24 protein-coding genes and 1 riboswitch are annotated in these 24,043 nt (G+C 35.7%); of the genes, 3 read left to right on the top strand and 21 right to left on the bottom strand.

Annotation, left to right across the window (positions count from 1 at the left end; translation table 11 throughout):
- The first annotated feature begins 1 nt into the window (after position 1).
- On the top strand, positions 2-976 hold the full coding sequence (locus ACM6HU_RS12580; protein WP_077294433.1) for an asparaginase: 975 nt from the start codon (positions 2-4) through the stop codon (positions 974-976).
- A 28-nt stretch (positions 977-1,004) separates the two neighbouring features.
- Here ACM6HU_RS12580 and ACM6HU_RS12575 read toward each other — a convergent pair whose 3' ends face one another.
- The 12 genes from ACM6HU_RS12575 to ACM6HU_RS12520 form a co-directional block, all read right to left on the bottom strand.
- The gene (locus tag ACM6HU_RS12575) at positions 1,005-1,988 is read right to left on the bottom strand and encodes a YpdA family putative bacillithiol disulfide reductase (protein WP_088094153.1); all 984 of its coding nucleotides are present in this window, start codon (positions 1,986-1,988) and stop codon (positions 1,005-1,007) included.
- 112 nt (positions 1,989-2,100) lie between these two features.
- Positions 2,101-2,631, bottom strand: coding sequence for an N-acetylmuramoyl-L-alanine amidase family protein (locus ACM6HU_RS12570; RefSeq protein ID WP_016114076.1), 531 nt, complete (start codon positions 2,629-2,631; stop codon positions 2,101-2,103).
- 78 nt (positions 2,632-2,709) lie between these two features.
- On the bottom strand, positions 2,710-2,946 hold the full coding sequence (locus ACM6HU_RS12565) for a DUF3961 domain-containing protein (RefSeq protein WP_033671033.1): 237 nt from the start codon (positions 2,944-2,946) through the stop codon (positions 2,710-2,712).
- A 127-nt stretch (positions 2,947-3,073) separates the two neighbouring features.
- Positions 3,074-4,507, bottom strand: a complete 1,434-nt coding sequence (locus ACM6HU_RS12560) for an IS200/IS605 family accessory protein TnpB-related protein (protein WP_414848217.1) — start codon at positions 4,505-4,507, stop codon at positions 3,074-3,076.
- Positions 4,508-4,712: 205 nt separating this feature from the next.
- Positions 4,713-5,996, bottom strand: a complete 1,284-nt coding sequence (gudB, locus tag ACM6HU_RS12555; protein WP_003196304.1) for an NAD-specific glutamate dehydrogenase — start codon at positions 5,994-5,996, stop codon at positions 4,713-4,715.
- A 259-nt stretch (positions 5,997-6,255) separates the two neighbouring features.
- Complete coding sequence (locus ACM6HU_RS12550; protein WP_006094247.1) at positions 6,256-6,858, bottom strand: genetic competence negative regulator; 603 nt, start codon at positions 6,856-6,858, stop codon at positions 6,256-6,258.
- A gap of 77 nt (positions 6,859-6,935) precedes the next feature.
- Complete coding sequence (locus ACM6HU_RS12545) at positions 6,936-7,835, bottom strand: MerR family transcriptional regulator (RefSeq protein ID WP_016132650.1); 900 nt, start codon at positions 7,833-7,835, stop codon at positions 6,936-6,938.
- 28 nt (positions 7,836-7,863) lie between these two features.
- A complete protein-coding gene (locus ACM6HU_RS12540) occupies positions 7,864-8,637 on the bottom strand; it encodes a metallophosphoesterase (RefSeq protein WP_006094245.1) in 774 nt (257 codons plus the stop codon).
- Between the two features lie 137 nt (positions 8,638-8,774).
- On the bottom strand, positions 8,775-9,257 hold the full coding sequence (locus ACM6HU_RS12535; protein WP_016114073.1) for a LysM peptidoglycan-binding domain-containing protein: 483 nt from the start codon (positions 9,255-9,257) through the stop codon (positions 8,775-8,777).
- Between the two features lie 22 nt (positions 9,258-9,279).
- Positions 9,280-9,843, bottom strand: coding sequence for a CPBP family intramembrane glutamic endopeptidase (locus ACM6HU_RS12530; RefSeq protein ID WP_016132649.1), 564 nt, complete (start codon positions 9,841-9,843; stop codon positions 9,280-9,282).
- Positions 9,824-11,371, bottom strand: coding sequence for a RecQ family ATP-dependent DNA helicase (locus ACM6HU_RS12525; RefSeq protein WP_016132648.1), 1,548 nt, complete (start codon positions 11,369-11,371; stop codon positions 9,824-9,826). The genes ACM6HU_RS12530 and ACM6HU_RS12525 overlap by 20 nt, the downstream gene beginning before the upstream one ends.
- Positions 11,361-12,422, bottom strand: a complete 1,062-nt coding sequence (locus ACM6HU_RS12520) for a helix-turn-helix domain-containing protein (protein WP_414848216.1) — start codon at positions 12,420-12,422, stop codon at positions 11,361-11,363. The genes ACM6HU_RS12525 and ACM6HU_RS12520 overlap by 11 nt, the downstream gene beginning before the upstream one ends.
- A gap of 319 nt (positions 12,423-12,741) precedes the next feature.
- Between ACM6HU_RS12520 and ACM6HU_RS12515 the strand changes: the two genes are divergently transcribed.
- Complete coding sequence (locus ACM6HU_RS12515) at positions 12,742-12,990, top strand: ferredoxin (RefSeq protein ID WP_003206564.1); 249 nt, start codon at positions 12,742-12,744, stop codon at positions 12,988-12,990.
- Between the two features lie 117 nt (positions 12,991-13,107).
- Here ACM6HU_RS12515 and ACM6HU_RS12510 read toward each other — a convergent pair whose 3' ends face one another.
- Complete coding sequence (locus tag ACM6HU_RS12510) at positions 13,108-13,686, bottom strand: ECF transporter S component (protein WP_016132646.1); 579 nt, start codon at positions 13,684-13,686, stop codon at positions 13,108-13,110.
- 163 nt (positions 13,687-13,849) lie between these two features.
- Positions 13,850-13,987: riboswitch (FMN riboswitch) on the bottom strand.
- 266 nt (positions 13,988-14,253) lie between these two features.
- On the opposite strand from ACM6HU_RS12510, the gene ACM6HU_RS12505 reads away from it, so the two are divergent.
- Positions 14,254-14,940: a hypothetical protein gene (locus ACM6HU_RS12505; RefSeq protein ID WP_077294439.1), complete on the top strand. Its 687-nt coding sequence runs from the start codon at positions 14,254-14,256 to the stop codon at positions 14,938-14,940.
- A 30-nt stretch (positions 14,941-14,970) separates the two neighbouring features.
- Here the strand turns inward: ACM6HU_RS12505 and ACM6HU_RS12500 are convergent, their stop codons facing one another.
- The 8 genes from ACM6HU_RS12500 to rluB all read right to left on the bottom strand — a co-directional run bounded on the left by ACM6HU_RS12500 (position 14,971) and on the right by rluB (position 23,885).
- On the bottom strand, positions 14,971-15,585 hold the full coding sequence (locus tag ACM6HU_RS12500) for a peptidoglycan DD-metalloendopeptidase family protein (protein ID WP_016132645.1): 615 nt from the start codon (positions 15,583-15,585) through the stop codon (positions 14,971-14,973).
- An 83-nt stretch (positions 15,586-15,668) separates the two neighbouring features.
- Positions 15,669-16,241 carry a cob(I)yrinic acid a,c-diamide adenosyltransferase gene (locus tag ACM6HU_RS12495; RefSeq protein ID WP_016132644.1) on the bottom strand — a complete coding sequence of 191 codons (573 nt, stop codon included), beginning with the start codon at positions 16,239-16,241 and terminating at the stop codon, positions 15,669-15,671.
- A gap of 415 nt (positions 16,242-16,656) precedes the next feature.
- On the bottom strand, positions 16,657-18,432 hold the full coding sequence (locus ACM6HU_RS12490) for an ATP-binding protein (RefSeq protein WP_077294442.1): 1,776 nt from the start codon (positions 18,430-18,432) through the stop codon (positions 16,657-16,659).
- Positions 18,432-19,148: a DNA-binding response regulator ResD gene (resD, locus tag ACM6HU_RS12485; protein WP_026008430.1), complete on the bottom strand. Its 717-nt coding sequence runs from the start codon at positions 19,146-19,148 to the stop codon at positions 18,432-18,434. The genes ACM6HU_RS12490 and resD overlap by 1 nt, the downstream gene beginning before the upstream one ends.
- Positions 19,149-19,501: 353 nt before the next feature.
- Entirely contained in the window at positions 19,502-20,659 is a 1,158-nt protein-coding gene (gene ccsB / locus ACM6HU_RS12480) for a c-type cytochrome biogenesis protein CcsB (RefSeq protein ID WP_016132642.1), read from the bottom strand.
- Positions 20,660-20,673: 14 nt separating this feature from the next.
- Positions 20,674-22,299 (bottom strand): cytochrome c biogenesis protein ResB, encoded by a 1,626-nt coding sequence (locus tag ACM6HU_RS12475; RefSeq protein ID WP_033671058.1) that lies wholly within the window; start codon positions 22,297-22,299, stop codon positions 20,674-20,676.
- Positions 22,300-22,448: 149 nt separating this feature from the next.
- Entirely contained in the window at positions 22,449-22,970 is a 522-nt protein-coding gene (gene resA / locus ACM6HU_RS12470; RefSeq protein WP_016114061.1) for a thiol-disulfide oxidoreductase ResA, read from the bottom strand.
- A 186-nt stretch (positions 22,971-23,156) separates the two neighbouring features.
- Positions 23,157-23,885 (bottom strand): 23S rRNA pseudouridine(2605) synthase RluB, encoded by a 729-nt coding sequence (gene rluB / locus ACM6HU_RS12465; RefSeq protein WP_016114060.1) that lies wholly within the window; start codon positions 23,883-23,885, stop codon positions 23,157-23,159.
- Between the last annotated feature and the right edge of the window lie 158 nt (positions 23,886-24,043).

Here is a 24,043-nt window from a genome sequence, read left to right as displayed (position 1 = left end):
ATTGAAAAAAATCCTAGTTTTACACACAGGTGGAACAATCGCAATGGAGGAAGATAAAGAAACTGGGGTTGTACAACCAGGGGAACAAAATCCTCTTTTAAAATTCATTCCAAATTTAACGGATGATATTGATTTAATTGTTGAAGATGTCTTTCATCTTCCATCTCCTCATATGACTCCTAGCGAGATGTTACAATTACAAATCATCATTGACGAAAGAGTAAAACATGAAGATATCCATGGTGTTGTCATTACACATGGTACAGATACATTAGAGGAAACCGCATACTTTTTAGATTTAACTGTACAAGCGAACATTCCAATCGTTGTAACAGGTGCAATGCGCTCTAGCAATGAATTGGGTGCTGACGGCTTATATAACTTTTTATCAGCTGTAAAGGTTGCAAGTAGCAGCGAAGCGCTTGGAAAAGGTGTTCTTGTCGTGTTAAACGACGAAATTCACTGTGCAACAAATGTAACAAAAACACATACAAGTAATGTTGCAACATTCCAAAGCCCTCAATACGGACCAATCGGTATGGTGACAAAACGCGGCGTTGTCTTCCATCACGCTCTCGTCCATCATGAAACATACATGGTTGGGCAAATTTCTAAAAATGTTGTTGTGTTAAAGGCATACGCTGGTATGGATGATACATTATTAGCAGCAATTGAAAACCTACCGGTCGATGGGATTGTAATCGAAGCACTTGGTCAAGGTAATTTACCACCACGAACGCTTTCTAGTTTACAGCGCTTAATAATTAAAGGAATTCCAATTGTTCTCGTTTCCCGCTGCTTTAATGGAATTGTCCAAGACGTATATTCCTATGAGGGTGGAGGAAAACAATTAAAAGATATGGGAATTGTTTTCACATACGGTTTAAATGCCCAAAAAGCTCGTATTAAACTACTTGTTGCTTTAGAATGTACTCATTCTAAAGATAAAATCCAGCAAATGTTTATGCACAATTAAAAAATAAGCTGTCGAAAAATTCGACAGCTTATTTTTGTTCTCTTGATACAACTGTTTGTGTAATTGCTCCACCATGAAATCTTCCATTCTCAATAAAAATTTCATTCGCATTATTTCCAGCTGCAATAACACCCGCAATAAAGATATTCTCCACATTCGTTTCCATTGTTTCTTCTGTATACATTGGGCGCCCTGTTTCTTTATCAATTTCTACTCCTATTTTTGTTAAGAAACTATGATCTGGATGGTACCCCGTCATCGCAAACACAAAATCATTTTGAATCGTAAATGACTCTCCGTTACTTGTATACGTAAGTGTATGTTCGGTAATTTCTTTTACGTGAGCATGAAACTGAATTTGAATCGTGCCATTACGCACTAACGCTTCAAATTCAGGTAAAATCCACGGCTTAATACTCTGCGAATATTCTCCCCCGCGATATAACACCGTTACACGTGCTCCAGCTTTTACAAGTTCGAGCGCAGCATCTACACTTGAATTTTTCCCTCCTATTACAACTACATCTCGGTCAAAATAAGGATGTCCTTCTTTAAAATAATGAGATACTTTCTCCAATTTTTCTCCAGGAACGTTCATATAGTTTGGATTATCATAATATCCCGTTGCCACTACGATATATTTCGCAGCGTATGTTTCCGTATTCCCATCACGCTTCGTCGTACTTACTCTAAAGAAGTCCCCATCTTTTTGCACTTGTTCTACGCGTTCAAATGCATTTACTCGTACACCTTTACGCTTTACCACTTCACGATAATACGCAAGCGCTTGATTACGAACTGGCTTGCGGTTTTCTGTAATAAAAGCAACATCACCAATCTCTAACTTTTCACTAGAGGAAAAAAACGTTTGATGAGTCGGATAATGATAAATCGCATTCACAATATTTCCTTTTTCAATTACTAGTGGATTGATTCCCTGTTGCTGCAGTGAAATCGCTGCTGCTAATCCACACGGTCCGCCCCCGATTATAATAGCTGTTTCTTTTTGCATACTTGGTTCACTCCTAGTCTTCTGCCTCAATCTCTATTTATTACAAAACAAGAAAAAACCTACTTTCAGCAGTAGGCACCTATCTTTATTGTATTCATTTTTCATATATTTGTCATCTAAACGATACATACATTCGATAGACGTCCGCTAAAAATTGTCTAAATCGGATTCCTTGTTGTCCCAATACATTTTCTGGATCAATCTTTCTCTTCGGATCGAGTTTTTTATGAGATACAATATCTGTTTTAGGATTCAAATTGAATGTATGACATAAATAGGCATGGTACCATGTAAATCGCGTGTAAGAATCCCAAAAATTAATACTACCTCCGTAACACATTTCAACACCAATTGCCGCTTTGTTCGCATCATAACCAAACAAATCATTGTCTGTTGGTACATTATATCTTACATGATACGCTACCTCATCAATTGGGATAATTTCTAAAATGGTTGTATCATCTACAAAAGTATGCGCCGATGCTTTTGGTTGTATTTCGTTAAAGTAATCACGATTTCCTATCGCATTGCTGCCAGGATTCCCTGTATCATGACTTACAATAAACCTCACCTTCGAAAGGCGGATTCCTGGTCGTGAGCTTCCGTACCCAATATAATTTCGCTCTATAGGGAACATCACCATATTTATCAACTCCGCTCTAGAAAATTACCTTTCTTCCTTATATATGTATTCAACCTCGATATCTATATAGCACATTTCTTACGCAAAGAGAAAATCGAAAATATTTGAAGTAAATACCATAAATAGTAAAATACTTACAGCAGTTCCATAAAACCCATAAAACCAAACACGATCTTCTTTTGTATCTAAACCGAAAAATTTATTTACGGATTGTAACAAAGATGAACGTTTCACATGTTTTTTCCGTAAAACCTCTACCCGTTCCATAACATCTGTTGGCATCATAAATCTTTGGTCTGCTGTCATTTTCATTATTAATCTCTCCTTATCTTGTTTCCGTTTTGTTTATCTAAAGAGAGTATAGCACAAACGTTCTAATAGAACAAATGTTCTTTTTTGTTTTTTTGTAATCGAGCATCCATTTTTAACAATATTACACCTATTAACAGTAATTATTTAACTGAACCACTTTAATAGAGATACCAAATTTCCGCATATACTTCATTTTCCCTGAGATCGAAGTGTAGGCGGGATTCACTTGAAAAACAGCCACCCCCCTTTTATCCGCACGACCCAGAATTGCGCTTGTCATTTTCTCATACGCAAACATACTCTTCATTCGATTTGCTCGTTTATTTCCATAACGATACCCTGTTTTCGATTGGGTTGTATCTAACTTCTCGATGACAATCGGCTTATTATACCGCTCCGCTAAGTCCACTAAGCGAATCGCCTCCACTTCGATGATCTTTGTGATTTGTCCGGTGGATTTACCTAGAATCGAAAAATGGAGGGAACCGCTTCCTTTATAATTCCCATCCTTTGTTACATTCGCCCACGCAAAATGCTCGAGATTACAATCTACACCAATCGCGCCGTCTGATCTACTGTAATTCGTATGAGGGTTTTCGGGCACATCGACTAAACATTTCACAATACAATACGGACCATAGTCTTCCACAGACCATGCAATCGGTTTGCCATGCTTTTTCTTATGCTTACACTGTAATTGGGTTGTGATTACTTTCTCAATGACTTCTTGTCCATACGGGAACGTAACAGCTGGAAACATAAGTGTTTTTCCGGAACTTGTCGTCATCCATAATCCCTTTGTCTCAGGCACATACTGAAACACAAAATTCCCATGTTTGGCATCTTTACGGCCAGATAGTATCAGTTGTTTATTTCGAGCACGGGAAAATAATGCTTTCCATTTGTCGTGGTTACGTACAAACTCATCGATGGTAAATTGAGAGCGAAACAGTTTTTTGCTTCCAAATACTGAGCTTGGAACATTCATTTTATATGTTGTAAGTTTCTGCGTTAAACGGTATTGTCTGTGGGTTAAAAGGCCGATTTTCGCCTGAATCCTTTTGATTTGAACATCTAAGTATTGGTGCTCAAACAGATATTCATTCAGCCAAATCAATGTGTCTTTTTTACGGGATAAGGAAATGAGGTTGTTGTGCTTCGCGAAGCGAGTGTTTTTTGGAAACGTCAGCTTTCCTTTCACACAACTTTGTTTGATTTTACGAAGGTTTGTCCGTTCTTGTTTCAACTTTTTCTTGAGTTTCTTTAGCTTCTCTTGCGTTTGTTTCTCATATCGTTTTTGTAACGCCATTAAACCTGTAAACAACGCCCTTGCTTCTTGCACTGCACTGTTTGCATAGTAATCATTCAATTGATAGTTCCGCTTGAGAACAAGATGAAGACTATCCGCATGCATCTTGCGGTTCCAACGTTTTTCCTGAACGATCGTTCGAAATGCAAATCGTTTCGCCCGATTAAATGTTTCGATTGTCTGTGTGACTGCATCTACCATCTCATGGGGTAAACCTGTCTTATAGATCCGTTTCGAAAAATACGCTTTCTTCACCTGTTTTCACCTCATTTTATTTGATAAGATCATTATACAACAAAACAAACATACGTTCTACAAAAAAGACGTTTTCTTTAAAAAGAAAAAACCGATTCATTCCCCACCTTCACTTCGTTTAGAGGAGGGGGTCTTCTCGGTTAAAATGATAAAAAAACGTGGTTTCCTTGAAGGAAACCACGTTCTCTCTAAACTCTTTATTCTATTATACCCAGCCTCTAAAGCGGCTAGCTTCTGCCATTTTACGTACACCAACCATATAGGCTGCTAAACGCATGTTCACTTTACGAACTTGTGATGTTTCGTAAATAGAATCGAATGATCTTACCATTACTTTTTCTAAACGTTGTTCTACTTCTTCTTCTGACCAGTAGTAACCTTGGTTATTTTGTACCCATTCGAAGTAAGATACAGTAACACCACCAGCACTTGCTAATACATCAGGAACAAGTAAAATACCGCGTTCTGTTAAAATTTTAGTTGCTTCTAATGTAGTTGGACCATTTGCTGCTTCTACAACAATTTTCGCTTTAATATCCGCAGCATTCTCTTCTGTAATTTGGTTCTCGATTGCAGCTGGAACTAAAATATCACAATCAAGTTCTAATAGCTCTTTGTTTGAAATTGTATTGTTAAACAATTTCGTTACTGTTCCGAAGCTGTCACGACGATCTAGTAAGTAGTCGATATCCAATCCATTTGGATCATGTAGTGCACCGTAAGCATCAGAAATCGCAATTACTTTTGCACCGGCATCATGCATAAATTTAGCTAAGAAGCTACCAGCGTTCCCAAACCCTTGGACAACAACGCGAGCGCCTTTAATATCGATACCGCGTTTTTTCGCAGCTTCGCGAATACAGATTGTTACACCTTTTGCAGTTGCTGTTTCACGCCCGTGAGATCCACCTAATACAAGCGGTTTACCTGTAATAAATCCAGGTGAATTAAATTCATCGATGCGGCTATATTCATCCATCATCCATGCCATAATTTGTGAGTTTGTAAATACATCTGGAGCAGGAATATCTTTTGTTGGACCAACAATCTGGCTAATTGCTCGTACATATCCACGGCTTAATCTTTCTAATTCACGGAAAGACATTTCACGTGGATCACAAATGATACCACCTTTACCTCCACCATATGGTAAATCAACAATACCACATTTTAAACTCATCCAAATAGAAAGTGCTTTCACTTCGTTTTCTGTTACGTTTGGATGGAAGCGAATTCCACCTTTCGTTGGACCAACAGCATCATTGTGCTGTGCGCGATATCCTGTAAATATTTTAACAGTCCCGTCATCCATACGAACTGGAATTTTCACTGTCATCATACGAATTGGTTCTTTCAGTAATTCATATACCTCGTTTGGATAACCCAACTTTTCTAGGGCTTCGTTAATAACAATTTGAGTTGAATTCAACAATTCAAAATGTTGCTCCCTTTGTTGTGTTTGTGTTTGAGCTCCCTTTTCGGCTACCATAGTAAGTAAACCCCCTGTAATTTCACTTGTTTAGTAAACCTTCATTGCCTAGTATACACCGTTAAATTTGGAATGCAATAGAAAACGCTAACAAATGTATACAAACTATTCTTTATTGCAAGCGTTTTCACTATTATTATAGTCCTTTTATTGCTTTTAGAAAAGTAAAATACTTAAATATTTAAATGTTTTTTATATCACAATGTATTTTAGTCTCTCTAATATCGCGAAATACTAACAAAACCTCAAGCTATTTCTACTAGCTGAGGTTTTGTTTTAAGACAAAATACTTGTATATTTGCTGAATTGCTTGAGAATCCATTAATTCTTTTCCATATTCCATAATACGATAAATTGTTGCTGTAGAAGAATTACCGTATTCTGCTAAAATCGCAATAATATCTGCCTTTAATAATGGTGTTTCTTCTTCCATCCAAAGATAAAAACGCCCATCCCATGTGTAAAGTTTCCCTCCGGTTACACCGAGATTATACAAACGATTTGCCAACGTAATCACATCTTCAAACGTTGCAAATTCATACAATATATGTTCACTCTCATCTAGAGTTACTTGCATCTCAATAAACTCATCACGAAACTCATCTTCTGTATCGGTTTCGTGATTTTCTTTTGTGACAATTACAACCATTCCTTGTGCTTGTAAAGAAAAAACTTCAACCGCAATTGGACCATCCGCTTCAAATCCAAGTTCTTTATTTGCTTCTTGCATCATATCGCGAAATAACTGTTGCACTTTCGGAGCATTTTTCCATAAATCCTCCTTCGTCAATCCTCGTTCAGATAAATCGTCAAACGTTAGGAAAATTTTGATTTTATTATAATTTAAACGTTCCAGCCTCATCTTGTAACCTCCCTACGTAACCGTTGTATCTAATTTTTATTATATGAAATAGAAAATAGATGGTTCTTTTCGAACAACTATTCCGACGTATTTAACCATTTATCCCATTCTTTTTTTGTATCACCAATGAACACATTTTGAAGTCCGATCTTGTCTTCATCTGAAACAAACTCACTTGCAAATCCAACAAGCCCTATGCAGATCTTTGAATTCTGACTTTGCAACTTCTTAATCAAATTTAGTGCGCCTTTCAAATATCGCTCTTTTGAACATGATATAAACACATATTTGGGTGCAAATTGCTTAATAACTGTATGAATCTCATCTTCCTCTAGGCCTGTCCCAAAATATGTTGCTTGATAGCCTTTCAAACGTAAATATATTGTGAAAACAAAAAGGTTTAATGTATTCAATTCTCCTGGTGCGCATATAGCCAAAGCTTTTGGCAAAATAAAATTAGTATGCGTATTATGATAAATCATTCCAATGCGTGAACATAAAAATGAATCTATATACCGCTCTTGTACAGCTGTTATCTCATCATTTCTCCGCATAGTCTCCAATTTATCAATAATCTTAACAAATATATGAGTGATTACTTTTTCTGTTGTATAAATAACAAATGCCTCGTTTAATAATTCACGGGCATGTTTTTCATCAAATTTTAACAAATAATGAAGGATATCGTCTACTAAAAACACTTCTGTACTGTACGCTACTTCAACTAAATTGTGATTTTGCAATCGATTGCTTTCTAATAACTGGACTGCTTGACCAATTGTAAATCCTTCATTCACTTTATGCATTAACCATTTTAAAATTCTCACATGCTCTTCTGTATATAGGCGATGCCCAGCATCATTGCGCTTTGGAGCAATAATATGATATCGTCTCTCCCAAGCCCGCAGCGTACTTGGCTGAATTCCAAGCATATTCGAAACTGCTTTTATATTATATTTTCCTTTTAAAGTTGGCATGTTTTCCCACCTTTAAACCGAACATCTCTTATTTTTTTCCTTGCAACGTAATTAAGTGCGTTTGGGCTGGAGCTCGAAAACGTAGTGGTATCAATGTCGTTCCATACCCATTACTCACAAATAAAGTTGTATTCGGATACTTATATACGCCGCCTTTTAGATATCGTTTAAAATGAAATAGACGAATTTGTCCCCCATGGGTATGACCACTTAATACGAGGGAAATTTGTTCTTGTCCAGACATTTTGTTTACAATAACAGGGTTGTGACTAATAAGAATACGAAAGCCATTTTCTTGACAATCTGCTAGTGCCAAGTCTAAACGATCCCGTTCTAATCCAACATCATCCACCCCTAATAAGCAAAGCTTGTCGCCAGAATCTGATTCAAACAGCACTCTTGTATTATCTAAAATTTTCACACCATGTTCTAGTAATAACGCATCTAGTTCATGATAGTCAATTTCATAATCATTATTTCCCCATACAAAATATATAGGACCAATTTTACTTAATGTTTGAACATTAGCAGCAATTTGTGATAACGATACACCTTTCTCAGCTAAATCACCGCCAATAATAACAAAATCAGCTTTTCCTTTTACATTTTCAATTAAAGAAGGCGAAACAATTCTCCTATGAATATCTGAAATGAAAAATATTCTGACCTTTCCAAAGCTTTCCGGGAAATTTACAAATGATAAAGTGTGTTCTAGCAATGTATTACGCAATGCTTCTCTATACATCATAAAAAGACAAATAAAGCCAATACATATGAACGTGCCACCTAAAATCCACAACATATATTTTTCTCAACTTCCCTCTCAACAATATGTAATTTTATCAAGCTATATTGCAATAAAGATGGATAAAATCTCATCCGATACAAAAGACTTCATTCACCTTTTCAATCACTCATATAAAAATTATTTTACAGCTACTATTCCTTCTCCGTTTTCTTTTTGACAGGAATTTTCAATTCTTTTCCCACTTCTAACTGATTGTCTTGTAAATTGTTATAACTTTTAATGATTGTAGCCCCATCTTCATTGGGAAAATACTGTTTCCCAATACTTTCAAATGTCTCACCTTCTTTTACAATATGCGTTTCAAATTTTTCTGACTGCTTCTTTTTTCCTTCACCATGTTTATTTGAATCGAAAAAAATCACTTCAAACGCATTTGTTCCAGGGACATCATTCTCTTTTGCACTTTTTACTTCGATATACTTATCCGTATACCATAAAATACTAAGTGGTAACAAAATAAATAAAAATGTTAAAACTCGAACAAAAAAGTGGTTAATCTTAAATTTAGATTTTTTCTTTTCTTTATTTCTATGAACCTCACTTCGCGGCGGTAAACCTTCTTCTGTTTGTTCTTCTTCCAATTCTTCTTCAAAATCGGGAATTTGTTTCCTCATGCTGTTCACCACCACCTTTCATTTATTTTCTTAATTGAAGTCCCATTATAAAATCAACAAGAAAGTGTGCAAAAATTGTTATAAACAAATTTCCTGTCCATTGAAACACATATCCAAATACAAAACTAATCATACATACAAAGCAAAATAAGAATGGCTTCATCACATATCGAATATGTAAAACAGCAAAAATAAGGCTCGCAATTACAAGTCCGAAATGCGTCTGTAACACACCCCGAAATAAAAATTCTTCAGCAAATCCAATAACAAACGTAATAACTAATAATTGTATGACAGAAATCCCTTGGAACATCCGCTCATTAATTCCACCATCATCAAACCACGATTCTGGGAACACTTGCATTGCAATATAATCAAATAAGATGACACCACCCGCAACTCCACTGCCTATTATAAGGATGGAAACAGGTTCCCATTTCCACATATCATAAAATTCATCCCTATTTGGAAATAATATACAGGCTGATGCGCAGCCAACACCTATTATTATTAATTGTGTTATATAGAGGTTAAGCCGTATTTCTTTCGGACCTATGTCTTCAATACTACGCCTTTGAATGTTCATCATTCCTCCGTTCTCTCATACCAAAGAGCAATTGTAACTCTGCTTCCCAATTATAGTCGAAAATTGATTGTCTTGCTCGTCTTTTTTTATAATCTTCTTTGGAAATACCGCAGTAGTCACAGCAGTTTTTCACCTCAGCTTCCTTCTTATATCCAAATTGATGTAGCATTTGTTCCCGTCTACACCCTTTAAACTGGAGCCACGATTTCATATTTTCTAATTGCCTATATTTATTCCGAAGACGCCCGTCCACTTCTAACATCAATTTTTTCATTTTCTCATCTGACAAGGATTCCATAATGAGCTTCTTCTGTTGTATGATTTTCATCTTTTCTAAATGATAACGTACAAAACGCCAATGCTGCTCACTAAACCTTGCGGCATTATAACAAATTTCTTCCACATCTTGCATTGGCAATACTTTCGTTTGGAACATCTTCTCTTGTAGTAAGGAAAATAAAAATTGAATTTGCTGTTTATTTGGTAATTCATCCTCAATGATAGAAACTGGTAGATCATGATCCAATGGACTACAAAGTAGAATCGCAATACTCATCTCTCCATCTCTTCCCGCTCTACCGATTTCTTGTAAATAAGAAGCAATATTTGCTGGATAATGAAAATGAATAATATATCTTGTATTTGGCTTGTTTACCCCCATACCAAATGCACTTGTACATATAACAAGCTGCAGTTGATCATTCATAAATTGCTGCTGAATTAACATCCGCTCTTCATGTTCCATTCCACCATGATAAAATGCAACATCTGCTATACCTTTACTCCTTAAATATTCTGTCAGGCGCTCCGTCCAAGCCCTGCTAGAACAATAAATAATTCCTGGTCCTTGTAAATAAGTAACTTGCGTGAGAAGCGCTTCCTTTTTTTCTTCTATTGTTTGTACAAATTGTACTTCCATTGCAATATTTGGACGATCAATCGAATACACATGCTCTGCTACAGTCGTAAGTTTTAAACTTTTTATAATATCTTGTAATACTTCTTTTGTTGCAGTAGCTGTTAATGCTAATACCGGAGGATGTCCAATAGCCGCTATAACTTGATCTAATTTTTTATAGTCTGTTCTAAAATCGTAACCCCATTGCGAAATACAATGTGCTTCATCAACGACAAATAGCGAAATATGAATCTTTTTTAGTTCTCTTATTATTGCTTCAGTTTGCAGCATTTCAGGCGAGACAAAAACAAATTTATAAGAAGATAATCTTTTTATCGCTTCTTTTTTCTCAGTTAATGTACGGAAACTATTAAACGCAATCACACGATCCTTTACTATATATTTAAGCTGCGTTACCTGATCTTCCATTAAGGATAGTAATGGAGAAACAATCAGTACTGTTCCATCTTGCATAAGACCTGGAAGTTGATAGCACATTGATTTTCCTCTTCCAGTTGGAAGCATCGCCACAACATCTTTTCCTTGCAACAAATCCACAATAACCTCTTTCTGCCCTTGACGAAATTCGTTATAACCAAACCACTTATACAGATAATCCTCAAGTCTCATTTACACCCTCCATCTGCGCTAACACAAGACGAATTTCAAAATAAGAAACTGTTTCTCCTACCGCTTGCTTTAATACACGCAACTTACGTGTTTGTAATGTTTCAATAATGCGCTGCACATGCTTAATTTTATTTTTCCCCATGAACATTTCAATAGAAAAATCTCGTTCTCGTAATGCAATTTCAACAAAATGATCCTCTATTGTTGCAACCTTTAAATTTCTAATTGTTGCAATCTCCTCTAAAGAACGCCCTTGTCCCCAAAGCTGATATGTTTTCTTTGTTGATAAACTAAACAAATCTGCCCTTTCATTCGGATAAGAAATAATCTCTGTTAATAATGGAAAATCTTTTTCATTATCTCGAACAGATTGAATAAAGAAATGAATGGTACCCCAAAATAAAAGATATACACGAAATACATCTTGGTTTGTAATTTCTGCAAGTTGTTTTAATGTATATCCAATCCGTTCATATCCTGTTAGTCGATATGTAAAAATTGTTGCTTCTATTGGCAAGGTATCTTTCAACAGCATATGTATCTCTTTCCATAAACCTTCCGCAAGTCTACTTCTTGCATACGGTATCCCGGTGAGAAACCGCTTGACCCACATCATTACCTCTGTATCTTGTTGAATAGGAATAAATTTCGCATTCTGTTGTTGTAAGTTTGACACAGTTTGAATAATTAATGAAAGTCGTTTCCAAAAGATTTCACCAATATCACCATAGTGTAAACCATGTAAATACTGTGGAAAAGAAAGTGTTTTTTTCCAAGTTTCCAGTTGTTCCTTTCCAGCATCAGTTAAAATGTACGTATTTCCATGTACATTCTGAATCCATTCTTTATGCAATACATGTTCAATTTCCTGATCATAATCAGAACGTTGTAATGATTTGTATATTCCAAACAGAAAAGAAATGTGAAATATATTTCCGTCTTGTAGTGTTTGTGAAGAACGTTTTCCTTTTAAAAGGTGATAAATGGAAGAAACAGTTCGTTCACCATTTAATTGTTTTATACAATACAATAAAGTATATTGTAACTGCATCACCGCTTCCACCTTTCAATTACATTTATCTTGCTATGCGCTGGCAGTAACAGCCTAATTGGTGAAGGCCTCCCATCAGCCGGAGGTGAAAAGCTTCCATTGATGGAAGCTTCACTTTATATTGTCTATTGTATCAAACTGTACAGCATTTAGGCATTTTGAAAATCTTGTGAAATAAATCAAAAATAAGTTGACACTCTAATTGATAAGCATTATCATTATAATTTTATGTTGAAAAGTTTGAAAAACCGTTTTACAATAAGGTTATAATTTTTATGGCGACTATTTTCACATACATATTATCAGGAGGGAAAGAAATATGGCAAAATATACAATTGTTGATAAAGACACTTGCATCGCATGTGGAGCTTGCGGAGCTGCTGCACCAGACATTTATGACTACGATGATGAAGGTATTGCATTTGTAACATTAGATGATAACCAAGGTATCGTTGAAATTCCAGATGTATTAATTGACGACATGATGGACGCATTTGAAGGTTGCCCAACTGACTCAATTAAAGTTGCTGACGAATCATTCGATGGCGACGCTTTAAAATTCGAATAGTCTTTTTTATTAACTTCAAAAGATCCCCCTCATTTTATGAGGGGGATCTTTTGTTATTGATCTAACTCACAAATAAAAAGACCATCAGCGGTACTCTCCCGCTGATGGTCAAAGTTTCTATGCATTTTTCATTTTTGCAAATACCCACACTTTCAAACGTGAGAACAGCGCTACAAATACAACTGTTACAACAATTCCCTTAATTAAATTAAATGGCAGAATTGCCGCTACAATCATTTGTCGCATACCACTACTAGACATAGCAGGCTGATTTAAAAACCAAGTGTAAGCTGGTAAAATGATGAAATAATTTAACACACTCATAATGATAGACATAGTAACCGTCCCTAACATTAACCCTGTTGTTAAACTTTTTACTGTACGATACTTTCGGAATAAGAAAGTTGCTGGTCCAATAAATAAACATCCCGCAATAAAGTTCGCTATTTCTCCAACTGGAACCCCCGTTAAACTTCCTTGAATTCCATAGTGAAGAATATTTTTTATTCCTTCTACAACTACACCTGCAATCGGACTAAAAATAATCGCTGCAATTAAAGCTGGCACATCACTAAAGTCAATTTTTAAAAACGGCGGAAGTCCTGGAAATGGAAAATCCAACATCATAAGCAAATACGCAATACTACTAAGCATCGCTACACTTACCATTTGTACTACACTGTTCTTTTGTTTCATCATTCTCTCTCCTTTTCCATCGATCATCTCATGGAAAGTGGAAAGGTTCCGCTATGCCTATTTATTCATGATACGAAAAAACCCTTTGCGTATAACACAAAGGGAGAATTTTTAGGCACATCAAACAGACGTTCAAATACCTATCTTTTTTGAACGCTTGAACCTCCATCTTCTCCCATCCAGACTATACTGTCGGCTTTGGAATCTCACCAAATCCTGCCTTAACGGCTCGCGGGCTTAGAACGAAAAACAACTGTTCATCACCGCCGGTCGGGATTTTCACCCTGCCCCGAAGATAGACCGATATTCTATTTTCTTCACCATTATACAACAACATCATACAGTTGTGAATAAAAATGTTTATAACTTACGAATAGTAAGCATCACTCTATATAAGATTCGTCTTATTAATACTCAATAAAAAAGCTATCGAATTATTTGACAACACAATCCATATTTTTTACAATCTGACTTTTTCCCGCGTAATTCCCTAGTCATTCATACAGAAAAGTGATAAGATGTTGAATTGTTAAGATAAGAGCATTTTCTTAATACGGAGGAAATGTCATGAAGAAAGAAAAAAGACACTCTATTCAAGAAACCATGAAAAAAAACTTAAGAAAAGAATACTTTTATTTAAAAAAGGAATTACTTTTCTACTGTCCAATTGATTTAGGCGCATTTTCAAGAGAAACATACTATGCTACTTTTGACAAAGAAGGAATTAGTGTATATCAGTATGATAAAACAACAGAAAGTAAACTAAAGCTATGCGAGCGTCATCTGTGGAAAAGTTGGGATAAAGTGAAAATTGATCACTATTTAACAACATCACAATTTGTTTTCCAAGGAAAGCGTAATTGGATTCTTTCTCTCTTCCATAAAGGAAAAGAAGCCAAAAAAATAATAGAAGAACATACTTCTTTACAAACAGAAGTTGTTTCCCGATCCTTTTTGAAAAAGCTCCCTGGTTTTCGTTCCAATACAACTTTAAACAAATACATTGGTAGCATCTGTTATACCGCACTTATTGCATTTTTATTAAAATGGATTATTCCATTCCAACAAGTACAAGTTGCCTTGTATGCTTTTTCTATCGGTTGTATGCTTCTTGGTCTACTTTGCTTTACAATTGGACTAATTGAACCAACCATTGTATTATTTCGAACGAACGAAAAAACAAGAGCAAAGGTCTTTTATTATTATAGCTATTTAGCCATTTCTGGATTTATATGTGTCTTTATTTTTTGGTAAAAAAAAGAGCTAGTCCTACTAGCCCTTTTTTTAATTCATATATAATTTTTGATTTGGATAAATTCGATCTTGTTGTAATGCATTTTTTACTTTTATCTCATGAACAGTCATGCCAAACCTACGGGCAATACTGACCAATGTATCCCCTTTTTGCACAATATACATCGATGATGAAACCACTTGATCCCTTTCTTCGTTTAAAACAAACAATGGATTCATTGCATTTCTTTTCCCAAATGTCCAAGCACCTTTATGAACTTCTAAGTGCAGATGTGCACCTCGTGATTCACCTGTGTTTCCCACTTCACCAATTACCTCACCTCTTGTAATATGATTCCCTTGAAATACATATCTCTTATTTAGATGGGCGTAAACGGCCTCATATTCTCCATGCTTAATAAACACTACATTTCCATAACTATTTGAAAAATAGGATTTTGTCACCGTTCCACCTCGGATAGCTGCAATCGGCGTTCCGATTGGAGCAGCTATATCAATACCATAGTGTTTTCCATTTCTTGTTCCAAAATAGTCACTAATTCTTCCATCTACCGGCCATGTCCATCGCCCGTCCTCAGCATAAACATATAATTGAGAACTAAAAAACAATCCAAAGACAAGTATCCCGACTTTTAAGCCTTTCATATACATCCTCCGTTTTTTAATAACCGCCACACTTTCTCTATTGTGGTATATTACGGAAAAAAGTATACAAAAAAGAAAGTGAATTACTCCACTTCCTTTTTACGAAAAACAATTGCACTTCGTTTATATTCAACATCTTTCACCATAAGGCGAGCATTTATCACCCTAGCTATTGCGAATAAATAATCAGATAATCGATTGACATATCGTAATACAACTTCATTTATTTCCTCTTGCTTTCCTAATGATACAATATTGCGCTCAGCTCTTCGCGTTACCGTACGTGCAACATGGATCACCACAGATGCTGGGCTCCCGCCAGGTAAAATAAAACACTCTAATGGTGGCGCTTCTTCTATGTAGTGATCAATTCGTCCTTCTAAATATATGACCATTTCTTCTGTTACTTTATAAGGTAATTTTTGCTGCACAATTGCTAAATCCCCACCGCAATCAAACAATTCATGCTGAATCTTTTCAAGCTCCTCATGTATGTCTTGAAAGCATTCTTCTTGAAGCATAGTCATCGCATATCCAATATGAGAATTCGCCTCATCAATTGTTCCATATGCTTCTACACGAATATGATCTTTATCAACTCGTCCACCTATAATACTCGTTTGTCCTTTATCTCCTGTTTTCGTATATAGTTTCAAATATTCTACACCTCTCTTTTAAATTTTTATTCATTACACGATCCATCAAATGTAAGTATACATTGAAAAAACGGCTTAAACCTTTCTTTTTTTGATGAGAGAGAGCATCCGACTATGCGTAGAAACGATCAGTACCCTTTAGCCCCATGCCATGTGAAAACAGAAGGAGAAAATGAGCGGAGGCCTTCTTTTGTTTTCATAGCCGTGACTTATATGCCAGCAAATCAACATGGATTTATTCTTTCCTTAGTCTAAGCTTCTTGTCTTTCAATCAGCTTTCATAGAGAGACTACCATCTACAAATAGTACAATAAAACAAAAAGCTCTAATATTCTTCATTCCATTGAGAAAATATTATAAACTCAAAAAGAATAAAAAATACTAGAACTTCAGTATTCGCTCACAACAATATCACTTATATTGATTGACCTGGTAAATATACAGAGAATATTGTTCCTTCTCCAACGACACTTGATATAGAAATTTTACCATTATGCCCTTGTACAATATTTTTAGCAATTGCAAGCCCTAAACCAGTACCACCTGTTTTCCCACGTGTTCTTGCTTTATCAGCTTTATAAAAACGATCAAACAAGAACGGAATGTCTTCTTCAGGAATACCAGCACCTGAATCTTGCACTTCAAACATCAGTCCATTATTTTTCGTATCAATAATAAGCTCAACATGACCACCTGCATTTGTATGCCTGATTGCATTGTCAATTAAGTTCGTTAATACTTGCTCCATACGATCTGGATCAAACGAATGTTGCTCAATTGGATTACGGAAATCAACTGTTAACTGCACATTTTTTTCTTTTGCAATCCCTTGAAATTTGCGTCCAATCTTCTCAACAAATGGATGAATATCCACTTCAGATATATGCAATTCAACATGACCACTTTCCATACGCGCTAAATCTAAAAGCTCATTCACAAGGCGACCTAAACGAACTGACTCATCATAAATAATTTGTACAAATTCATTTATTTCTTCTTTTGTTTGAACAATATCATCCAAGATTGCCTCACTATACCCTTGGAGCATAACCATCGGTGTGCGCAATTCATGAGACACATTCGCAATAAAATCTTGACGCATTTTTTCAAGGCGACGTTCTTCTGTCATATCACGAAGCACCGCCACAGCACCGCGAATTTTTGTTTGATTATATAGCGGCGTCATAAGGACAACGTAGTTACCCTTTTGTAAATTAATTTCAATGACTTGCTGTTGCTCACTTTCTACTACCAGATGAAACAACTCAACAAGTTCCGGCGGTAAATTCCTACTTAATTCCAACTCTTTTTCTTCTTGCCAAACTTGTAAAAAATGCTCCGCCGGCGGATTGATAACAACAACCTCACACTCTTGATTCAGCGTTACAACCCCATCTGCCATACTGCTTAAGATACTAGAAAGTTGTTCTTTTTCTTGCTGTAGTGCATTAATATTAAACTTTAATTGTTTTCCCATTTGATTTAACGCCGTTGCTAGCTCTCCTATCTCGTCTTGCGAAACCATAGGTGCTTTCGTATCAAATTTCCCGCGCGCTACTTCAAAGGCCACTTCACGCATTTTACGAAGTGGAGCTGTAATTCGTGTCGATAAGAAAAATGCAAAGAACGTTGTTAAAATAATCGCAATTCCCGCTGATAAAAAAATAAAATCTGTCGCTTTTTCCATACCTTGTTTCGGAACTTGCAATGATTGATACACAAACACCGCACTATGATTTGATGATTGCAGCGGCTTGCCAACAATCATAATATCATTTTCAGAGTTTTTCTTCGTTTTGTCATCAGACACTTTTTTTATTTTTTCTTTATTTTCTTTTTTATCTATAAAAACAGCTGCTAAATCTTTATCCTTTTTCAGATCTTCTATTGTAAGATCCACCAATCCTTCTTGTTTCGGTGAAGAAGAAACTTCATGATCCCCTTTTACAATAATAATTCGTGAGAGTGGATCGGCAAACTTATACGCAATATTCTCAATCGTCTTTTCGTCTGCACCTTCTTCTATTAATTCTGAAACACTTGTCGCTACTTTTGTAAGCCTTGTTTCACTCATTTCAATATAGTAATTATCAAAAAACTGTGAAAGCAAAATGGCAACAAAGCCAAGAACAAATGAAACAAGAAGCAATATGGTCATCCATAGCTTTCCTACTACACTTCTCCAAAGCATCAGTCGTTCACAACCTCAAACTTATAACCAACACCCCATACAGTTACGATCATCTTCGCTGCATCAGCTGATTTTTTACTTAATTTTTCACGTAAACGCTTTACGTGCGTATCTACTGTACGCAGGTCTCCAAAGAATTCATATTGCCATACCTCTTTTAATAATTGCTCACGATCAAATACTTTATCAGGAGCCTTTGCTAAAAATAGTAACAATTCATATTCCTTTGGTGTTAAATTGACTTCATCACCATCAGCAGTAACGCGATGCGCATCGTTATCAATTGTTAAATGCGGGAATACAATAATATCTTTTGTTGTTGTATCTTGTGTAAAGAATGTTGTTGTCACAGAACGTCGCAAGACCGCTTTTACACGAAGAACTACTTCACGTGGACTAAACGGCTTTACAATATAATCATCCGAGCCAACTTCAAATCCTTGCACCCTGTTTACTTCTTCACCTTTAGCTGTCAGCATAATAATTGGTGTTGCTTTTTTCTCGCGAATCCCTTTACACACTTCAATTCCATCTTTTCCAGGCATCATGATATCCAATAAGATTAAATCATAGTCATTTTGCAATGCTTTTTCTAAGGCTGTATCACCATTGTCAGCCTCATCGATTGTATATTGTTCTCTTTCTAAATACATTTTTAATAAACGACGAATACGATCTTCATCATCCACAATTAAAATTCTTGGTTCATTTTCCATTGCTTCCCGCTGCCCGAAAAAAACATGACAACGGTTCACACCTACCTCTCTACAATATAATACTGTTTTTACTTTTATCTCATAATAGATAATTCTAAAGCGTCCGACTTCCACCTTAACAATTATACTTCACAAGAATAATAAAGTTTGTTCATTTCTTTTCCAAAAATATGTATTTTTTTTGAACAGGACATTTAGTCCTCACATCATTTTACAAAATCAACCTTTATTTTGCCATGTTTTTCTCAAAAAAGAAAAGAAATTGACAAAAATAAAATAGGAAAGTGACAACCACTTTCCTATTTTATTACGTTTAACTAAACGGTATGTCCCTCTAAAAAAGAGAAAAAACCTTACGCATATGAGTGTAAACCAGCAATAATTAAGTTTACAGCTATAAAGTTAAACATTATAATGGCAAATCCAATTACCGCAAGCCATGCCGACTTCTCACCATGCCAACCTTTAGATAGACGTAAATGTAAAACTGCAGCATAAAAGAGCCATGTAATGAGTGCCCATACCTCTTTTGGATCCCACCCCCAAAAGCGCGTCCATGCAATTTGTGCCCAAATCATCGCAAAAATTAACGCTCCTAACGTAAAGATTGGGAATCCAATTGCAATAGATCGATATCCAATTTCATCAAGTAAATCACTGTTAACGTTTTTTACTACTGGCTGAAGGGCCGCTGATACTCTTTTTCGTAAAATTAATCTTAATATAATATATAGTCCCGTTCCAATAAGCAGTGACCAAATTACTGTATTTAATTTCTTTGCATTTATTATAGCAGGCATTTCTGCAATAGGTTCAAGTTTTCCAGTTGTTATTAACTTCCCTTCATGGGGTCCAACTAGTGCAGGCAGATTATATTTCATCTCGACTTTTTGTTCATTTTTATCCACCCATTGAAACTTTGCTTCATATTTCGTTGCCGAATAAACTGTTGTTACCGCTATGAATCCGACAGCGCAAACGAGTGTAAACACAACTGTTTCTAACCAAAATGTCCGTTTCGTCCTTTTTGACTGATCTACATTTTTAAGCAAATATATGACACCTGTAATAAAACTAATTGCTAAAATAGCTTGTCCAGCTGCCGCCGTTGTTACATGAATATGTAGCCAATTACTTTTCAACGATGGAATAAGCGGTGAAATTTCTCTCGGAAACATACTTGCATATGCAATTAATAAAAGGGCTACTGGTAAAGCGAATAGTCCGACTATACTTACACGATACATGAAATACATAACAATAAAAGCACCAACAAGCATCATGCCGAAGAATGTACCAAACTCAAAGAAATTACTTACTGGTGCATGCCCTGAAGCGATCCACCTTGTTACAAAGTATACAGTTTGAGCGACAAATCCTAAAATCGTTATAGTTATACCTACATTCGCCCACTTCCGCCCTTTTTCTTTAATTGCTCCTCCAAAGAACAGTGTTGCAATTAAATATAAGATGAAAGCCGCAAATAGAAAATTACTACTTATTTGCACCATATATTCTCCCCGCCTTAACTATTTTTTTGATCATTCACTTTGTCATATGGCTGTGGAATTGTTGTTCCTTCAAGTACTTTCTCAATATCTTTCCGCAAACCAAACCAGTTTTTATTTGTATGGCCAGCAATCCACCATTCATCTTTAACACGTTGTATCCAGATACGACGATGATTCCAATACATCCCTTGAATCACACCAACCATGAAAATAAATCCTCCGATTCCAAGAATCCACAGTGTCAAATCTTTTCTTACAATAAGCCCTGTTGCATTTCGCATTTCTACTCCTGCAAAGGTCATTTTATATTGATTGTTTCCTTCAGGTTCTATGTTTTGTTGTATACCTACAAAACTCACTTCCCCTTCTGGCGTCTCTGGTGTAAACATTTTAAAAACAAAAGCTGGGTTATTTGGAATCTTTGTTTTTGTATTCGGCTGACCATTCTCATCAAAATAAAAATCAGGAAAATAACTTAATAATTTTATAGAATACCCATCTCCTAAATCGTATGTTTCTTTTGGATTTTCCAAGTTAACTTTAATGGGGTTCCATTTTTGCTGATTGTCTTTTTTCTGTAAAGAAAAAGACATACTACCAAATTCATTTTCTTTAAAATCTAGTTGATATAGAGCAAACTGATCAAATTTTAACGGTTCATTCACCTTAATTTTAGATTCCTTTACCTTTTCTAACTTTGGTTTTTGTCCAGCTAAATTTTCGCCTACAGCTTTATACAACACAGCATTCGTTTGGTAATTTTTAGCGATCATTTTGTCGCCTACACGCTCAATCGCATCATTAAATACTTTATCATCTTTGCTCTTGTCATAAACTTCTTTTATAAATTTCTCGTTCTTCAAATAATATTTCCCATCAGTTCCTGGGATCTCTTTTGTTTCCCCATCACGTAGCCACAGCGCTTCATCCACATACATACTTGGAAGAAAACGTAGCATTGCTCCGAATAGAAAAATGATAAGACCGATATGATTCACATATGGACCCCAGCGAGAGAATCTTCCTTTTTCCGCTAAAATATTTTCGCCTTCGACTCTTACATTGTAATTTTTTTTCTTTAAATTGGCTTGAATCTGTTCTAGATCCCCCTCTTTCGGAGAGCCTGTCCCATACAATCGTTGTCTCTTTAAAAAACTTGGGTGTCTTTTTACACCCTGCTTTTTTAAAGCTTTATAAAGCGGAATTACACGATCTAAACTACATATCACAAGTGACACACCAATCGACGCAATTAAAATTATATACCACCATGAGCTATATAATTTATTAAAACCCAATTGGTAATATAGTTGTCCAAGAAAACCATATTCCTGTTCATAATATTCACTTGGTGTAACACCTGGAGGTATATACATTTCTTGCGGAAATATGGTTCCAACTGCTGATGTTAATAGAGTGATAACAATGAGCCATATCCCCACCTTTACGGAAGAAAAAAAACTCCACACTTTATCTACTATCGTTCTCGTATGAGTAAGAGAGCGCCGGGCACTCCCCTCATATCGCATATCTAATAACCTCGTATCTTCCTTGTTTTCAAAAGGTTTCCCGCAAGCTTCACAAAAAATTGTGCCTATTGGATTTACATGTCCACATTCACACTTTATCTGTTCCAATATTCTCACCGCCTCTTGTTTCTATTTATCATTGTATCTTCCAAGTGTAAGTTACCGCAATACTCAGAATTTTCAAGAGAGGTACTAAGACGAAGCAAAGCACCTTCATCTATCAAACTCTTTTACTATTCGTTATGTAAAGGCTTTCTTTACTAAGGAGTAATTTTCTTTAAATATTCCTCCATTTGTTCCTTTGTTTGTGTACCAGTAATTTTCTCGATTACATTTCCTTCTTTATCAATTAAAAATGTTGTTGGCAGTGGACCAACGCCATATGTACCAATTATTTCTTGCCCTTTATCAATTGCAACAGGGAACTTTAATCCATATTGATTCACAAAATTTTTCACCGCAATATTCGTTTCATCTGCATCTAATGCGATGATTTCAACGCCTTTTTCTTTATATTTAGGATATAATTCATTCATATAAGGCATCTCTTTTTCACATGGTTTGCACCACGTTCCCCAAAAATTTAAAAATACACCTTTTCCTTTCAGGTCATTTAGCTCGATTTTTTTTCCTTCTAAATCTGAAACAACAAAGTTAGGTGCTTTTTTCCCGATTTGCATTTTTTCCTTATCAACAAAAAAACCTTGATAAAGTGTGAATCCTACTGCCACGCTTAAAATAAGCAAAATGAGAATGCGAAATAGTAAGCGATTCTTCTTCATACTCTCTCCCCTCTCTTTGATGAATTTATATGTAAAAAATTTCTGTAACTACTAACTTGTCCTTTACTTCAAGCATTTGTTTATTTTAATATATATGCCTCCATAATCACTCACCAAAACGATCGGTTCAACTAATCATCCATAGGGGATAAAATCCCCCCACGGATGGAAGTTTCACTTTACCACTTATCTCGGTTTTGTAGAAGCAAGCGCACGTAATTGTTTTACTTCATGAGGTGATAACTCTCTTGCATCACCAGGGCGTAGACTTCCTGCTTCTAAGAAAGCATAACGTTCACGTTTTAATTTCATTACTTTACAGCCAAGCGCTTCAAACATACGACGAACTTGACGATTACGTCCTTCATGGATCGTTAATTGTACAATAGCCATCTCTTTACGCTTATCCCAAGAAAGGATTTTCACACGTGCTGGTGCTGTCTTTCCATCTTCTAATACAACACCTTTTTCTAACATGCGAATTTTCTCTCCTGTTAATGGGCCTTTTACTTTTGCAACATATGTTTTCTCAACTTTATATTTTGGATGCATCAATATGTTTGCAAAATCACCATCGTTTGTCATAAGGAGTACGCCAGACGTATCATAGTCTAAACGACCAATTGGGAATAGGCGCTGTCTGATTTCAGGGAAAAAGTCTGTAACAACTTTTCTTCCTTTGTCATCTGATACGCTCGAAATTACGCCAGTTGGTTTATATAGTAAGAAATAAATTGGTTCTTCTTTTTCAAGAGGGATATTATTTACTTCTACTTTATCTTGAGGAGTTACCTTCGTCCCTAACTCAGTCACTACTTTACCGTTAACTTTAACTTTTCCTTGCTGAATAAGTTCTTCAGCTTTTCTTCTTGATGCAATTCCTGCTTGCGCAATCACTTTTTGTAATCGTTCCATTTCCACTATTCACCTCAAATTTATCTTACCTTCATTAGAAGGAGTTGGCAACCGCCAGAACATATAGCAGCCAGCCTAACATATCGTAAACAACATAGCTATGTTTCTAAACTTATAAAGGCCGAATTCGGTTTCAATTCTTTATTATTGTTTACCCT

It is taken from the genome of Bacillus sp. IT-79MI2 (genome assembly GCF_949768135.1).
GTDB lineage: Bacteria > Bacillota > Bacilli > Bacillales > Bacillaceae_G > Bacillus_A > Bacillus_A pseudomycoides.
This window is presented reverse-complemented; position numbering and strand designations above follow the sequence as displayed.

Excerpts from the sequence above, each read along its gene's own strand:
- ACM6HU_RS12500 (WP_016132645.1), bottom strand. The coding sequence starts at position 15,585 with ATGAAAGGCTTAAAAGTCGGGATACTTGTCTTTGGATTGTTTTTTAGT.
- ACM6HU_RS12505 (WP_077294439.1), top strand. The coding sequence starts at position 14,254 with ATGAAGAAAGAAAAAAGACACTCTATTCAAGAAACCATGAAAAAAAAC.
- ACM6HU_RS12570 (WP_016114076.1), bottom strand. The coding sequence starts at position 2,631 with ATGGTGATGTTCCCTATAGAGCGAAATTATATTGGGTACGGAAGCTCA.
- gudB (WP_003196304.1), bottom strand. The coding sequence starts at position 5,996 with ATGGTAGCCGAAAAGGGAGCTCAAACACAAACACAACAAAGGGAGCAA.
- ACM6HU_RS12520 (WP_414848216.1), bottom strand. The coding sequence starts at position 12,422 with ATGCAGTTACAATATACTTTATTGTATTGTATAAAACAATTAAATGGT.
- ACM6HU_RS12515 (WP_003206564.1), top strand. The coding sequence starts at position 12,742 with ATGGCAAAATATACAATTGTTGATAAAGACACTTGCATCGCATGTGGA.
- resD (WP_026008430.1), bottom strand. The coding sequence starts at position 19,148 with ATGGAAAATGAACCAAGAATTTTAATTGTGGATGATGAAGATCGTATT.
- resA (WP_016114061.1), bottom strand. The coding sequence starts at position 22,970 with ATGAAGAAGAATCGCTTACTATTTCGCATTCTCATTTTGCTTATTTTA.
- ACM6HU_RS12575 (WP_088094153.1), bottom strand. The coding sequence starts at position 1,988 with ATGCAAAAAGAAACAGCTATTATAATCGGGGGCGGACCGTGTGGATTA.
- ACM6HU_RS12540 (WP_006094245.1), bottom strand. The coding sequence starts at position 8,637 with ATGTTGTGGATTTTAGGTGGCACGTTCATATGTATTGGCTTTATTTGT.
- ACM6HU_RS12530 (WP_016132649.1), bottom strand. The coding sequence starts at position 9,843 with ATGAACATTCAAAGGCGTAGTATTGAAGACATAGGTCCGAAAGAAATA.
- ACM6HU_RS12545 (WP_016132650.1), bottom strand. The coding sequence starts at position 7,835 with ATGCCAACTTTAAAAGGAAAATATAATATAAAAGCAGTTTCGAATATG.
- rluB (WP_016114060.1), bottom strand. The coding sequence starts at position 23,885 with ATGGAACGATTACAAAAAGTGATTGCGCAAGCAGGAATTGCATCAAGA.
- ACM6HU_RS12525 (WP_016132648.1), bottom strand. The coding sequence starts at position 11,371 with ATGAGACTTGAGGATTATCTGTATAAGTGGTTTGGTTATAACGAATTT.
- ACM6HU_RS12535 (WP_016114073.1), bottom strand. The coding sequence starts at position 9,257 with ATGAGGAAACAAATTCCCGATTTTGAAGAAGAATTGGAAGAAGAACAA.
- ACM6HU_RS12490 (WP_077294442.1), bottom strand. The coding sequence starts at position 18,432 with ATGCTTTGGAGAAGTGTAGTAGGAAAGCTATGGATGACCATATTGCTT.
- ACM6HU_RS12510 (WP_016132646.1), bottom strand. The coding sequence starts at position 13,686 with ATGAAACAAAAGAACAGTGTAGTACAAATGGTAAGTGTAGCGATGCTT.
- ccsB (WP_016132642.1), bottom strand. The coding sequence starts at position 20,659 with ATGGTGCAAATAAGTAGTAATTTTCTATTTGCGGCTTTCATCTTATAT.
- ACM6HU_RS12550 (WP_006094247.1), bottom strand. The coding sequence starts at position 6,858 with ATGAGGCTGGAACGTTTAAATTATAATAAAATCAAAATTTTCCTAACG.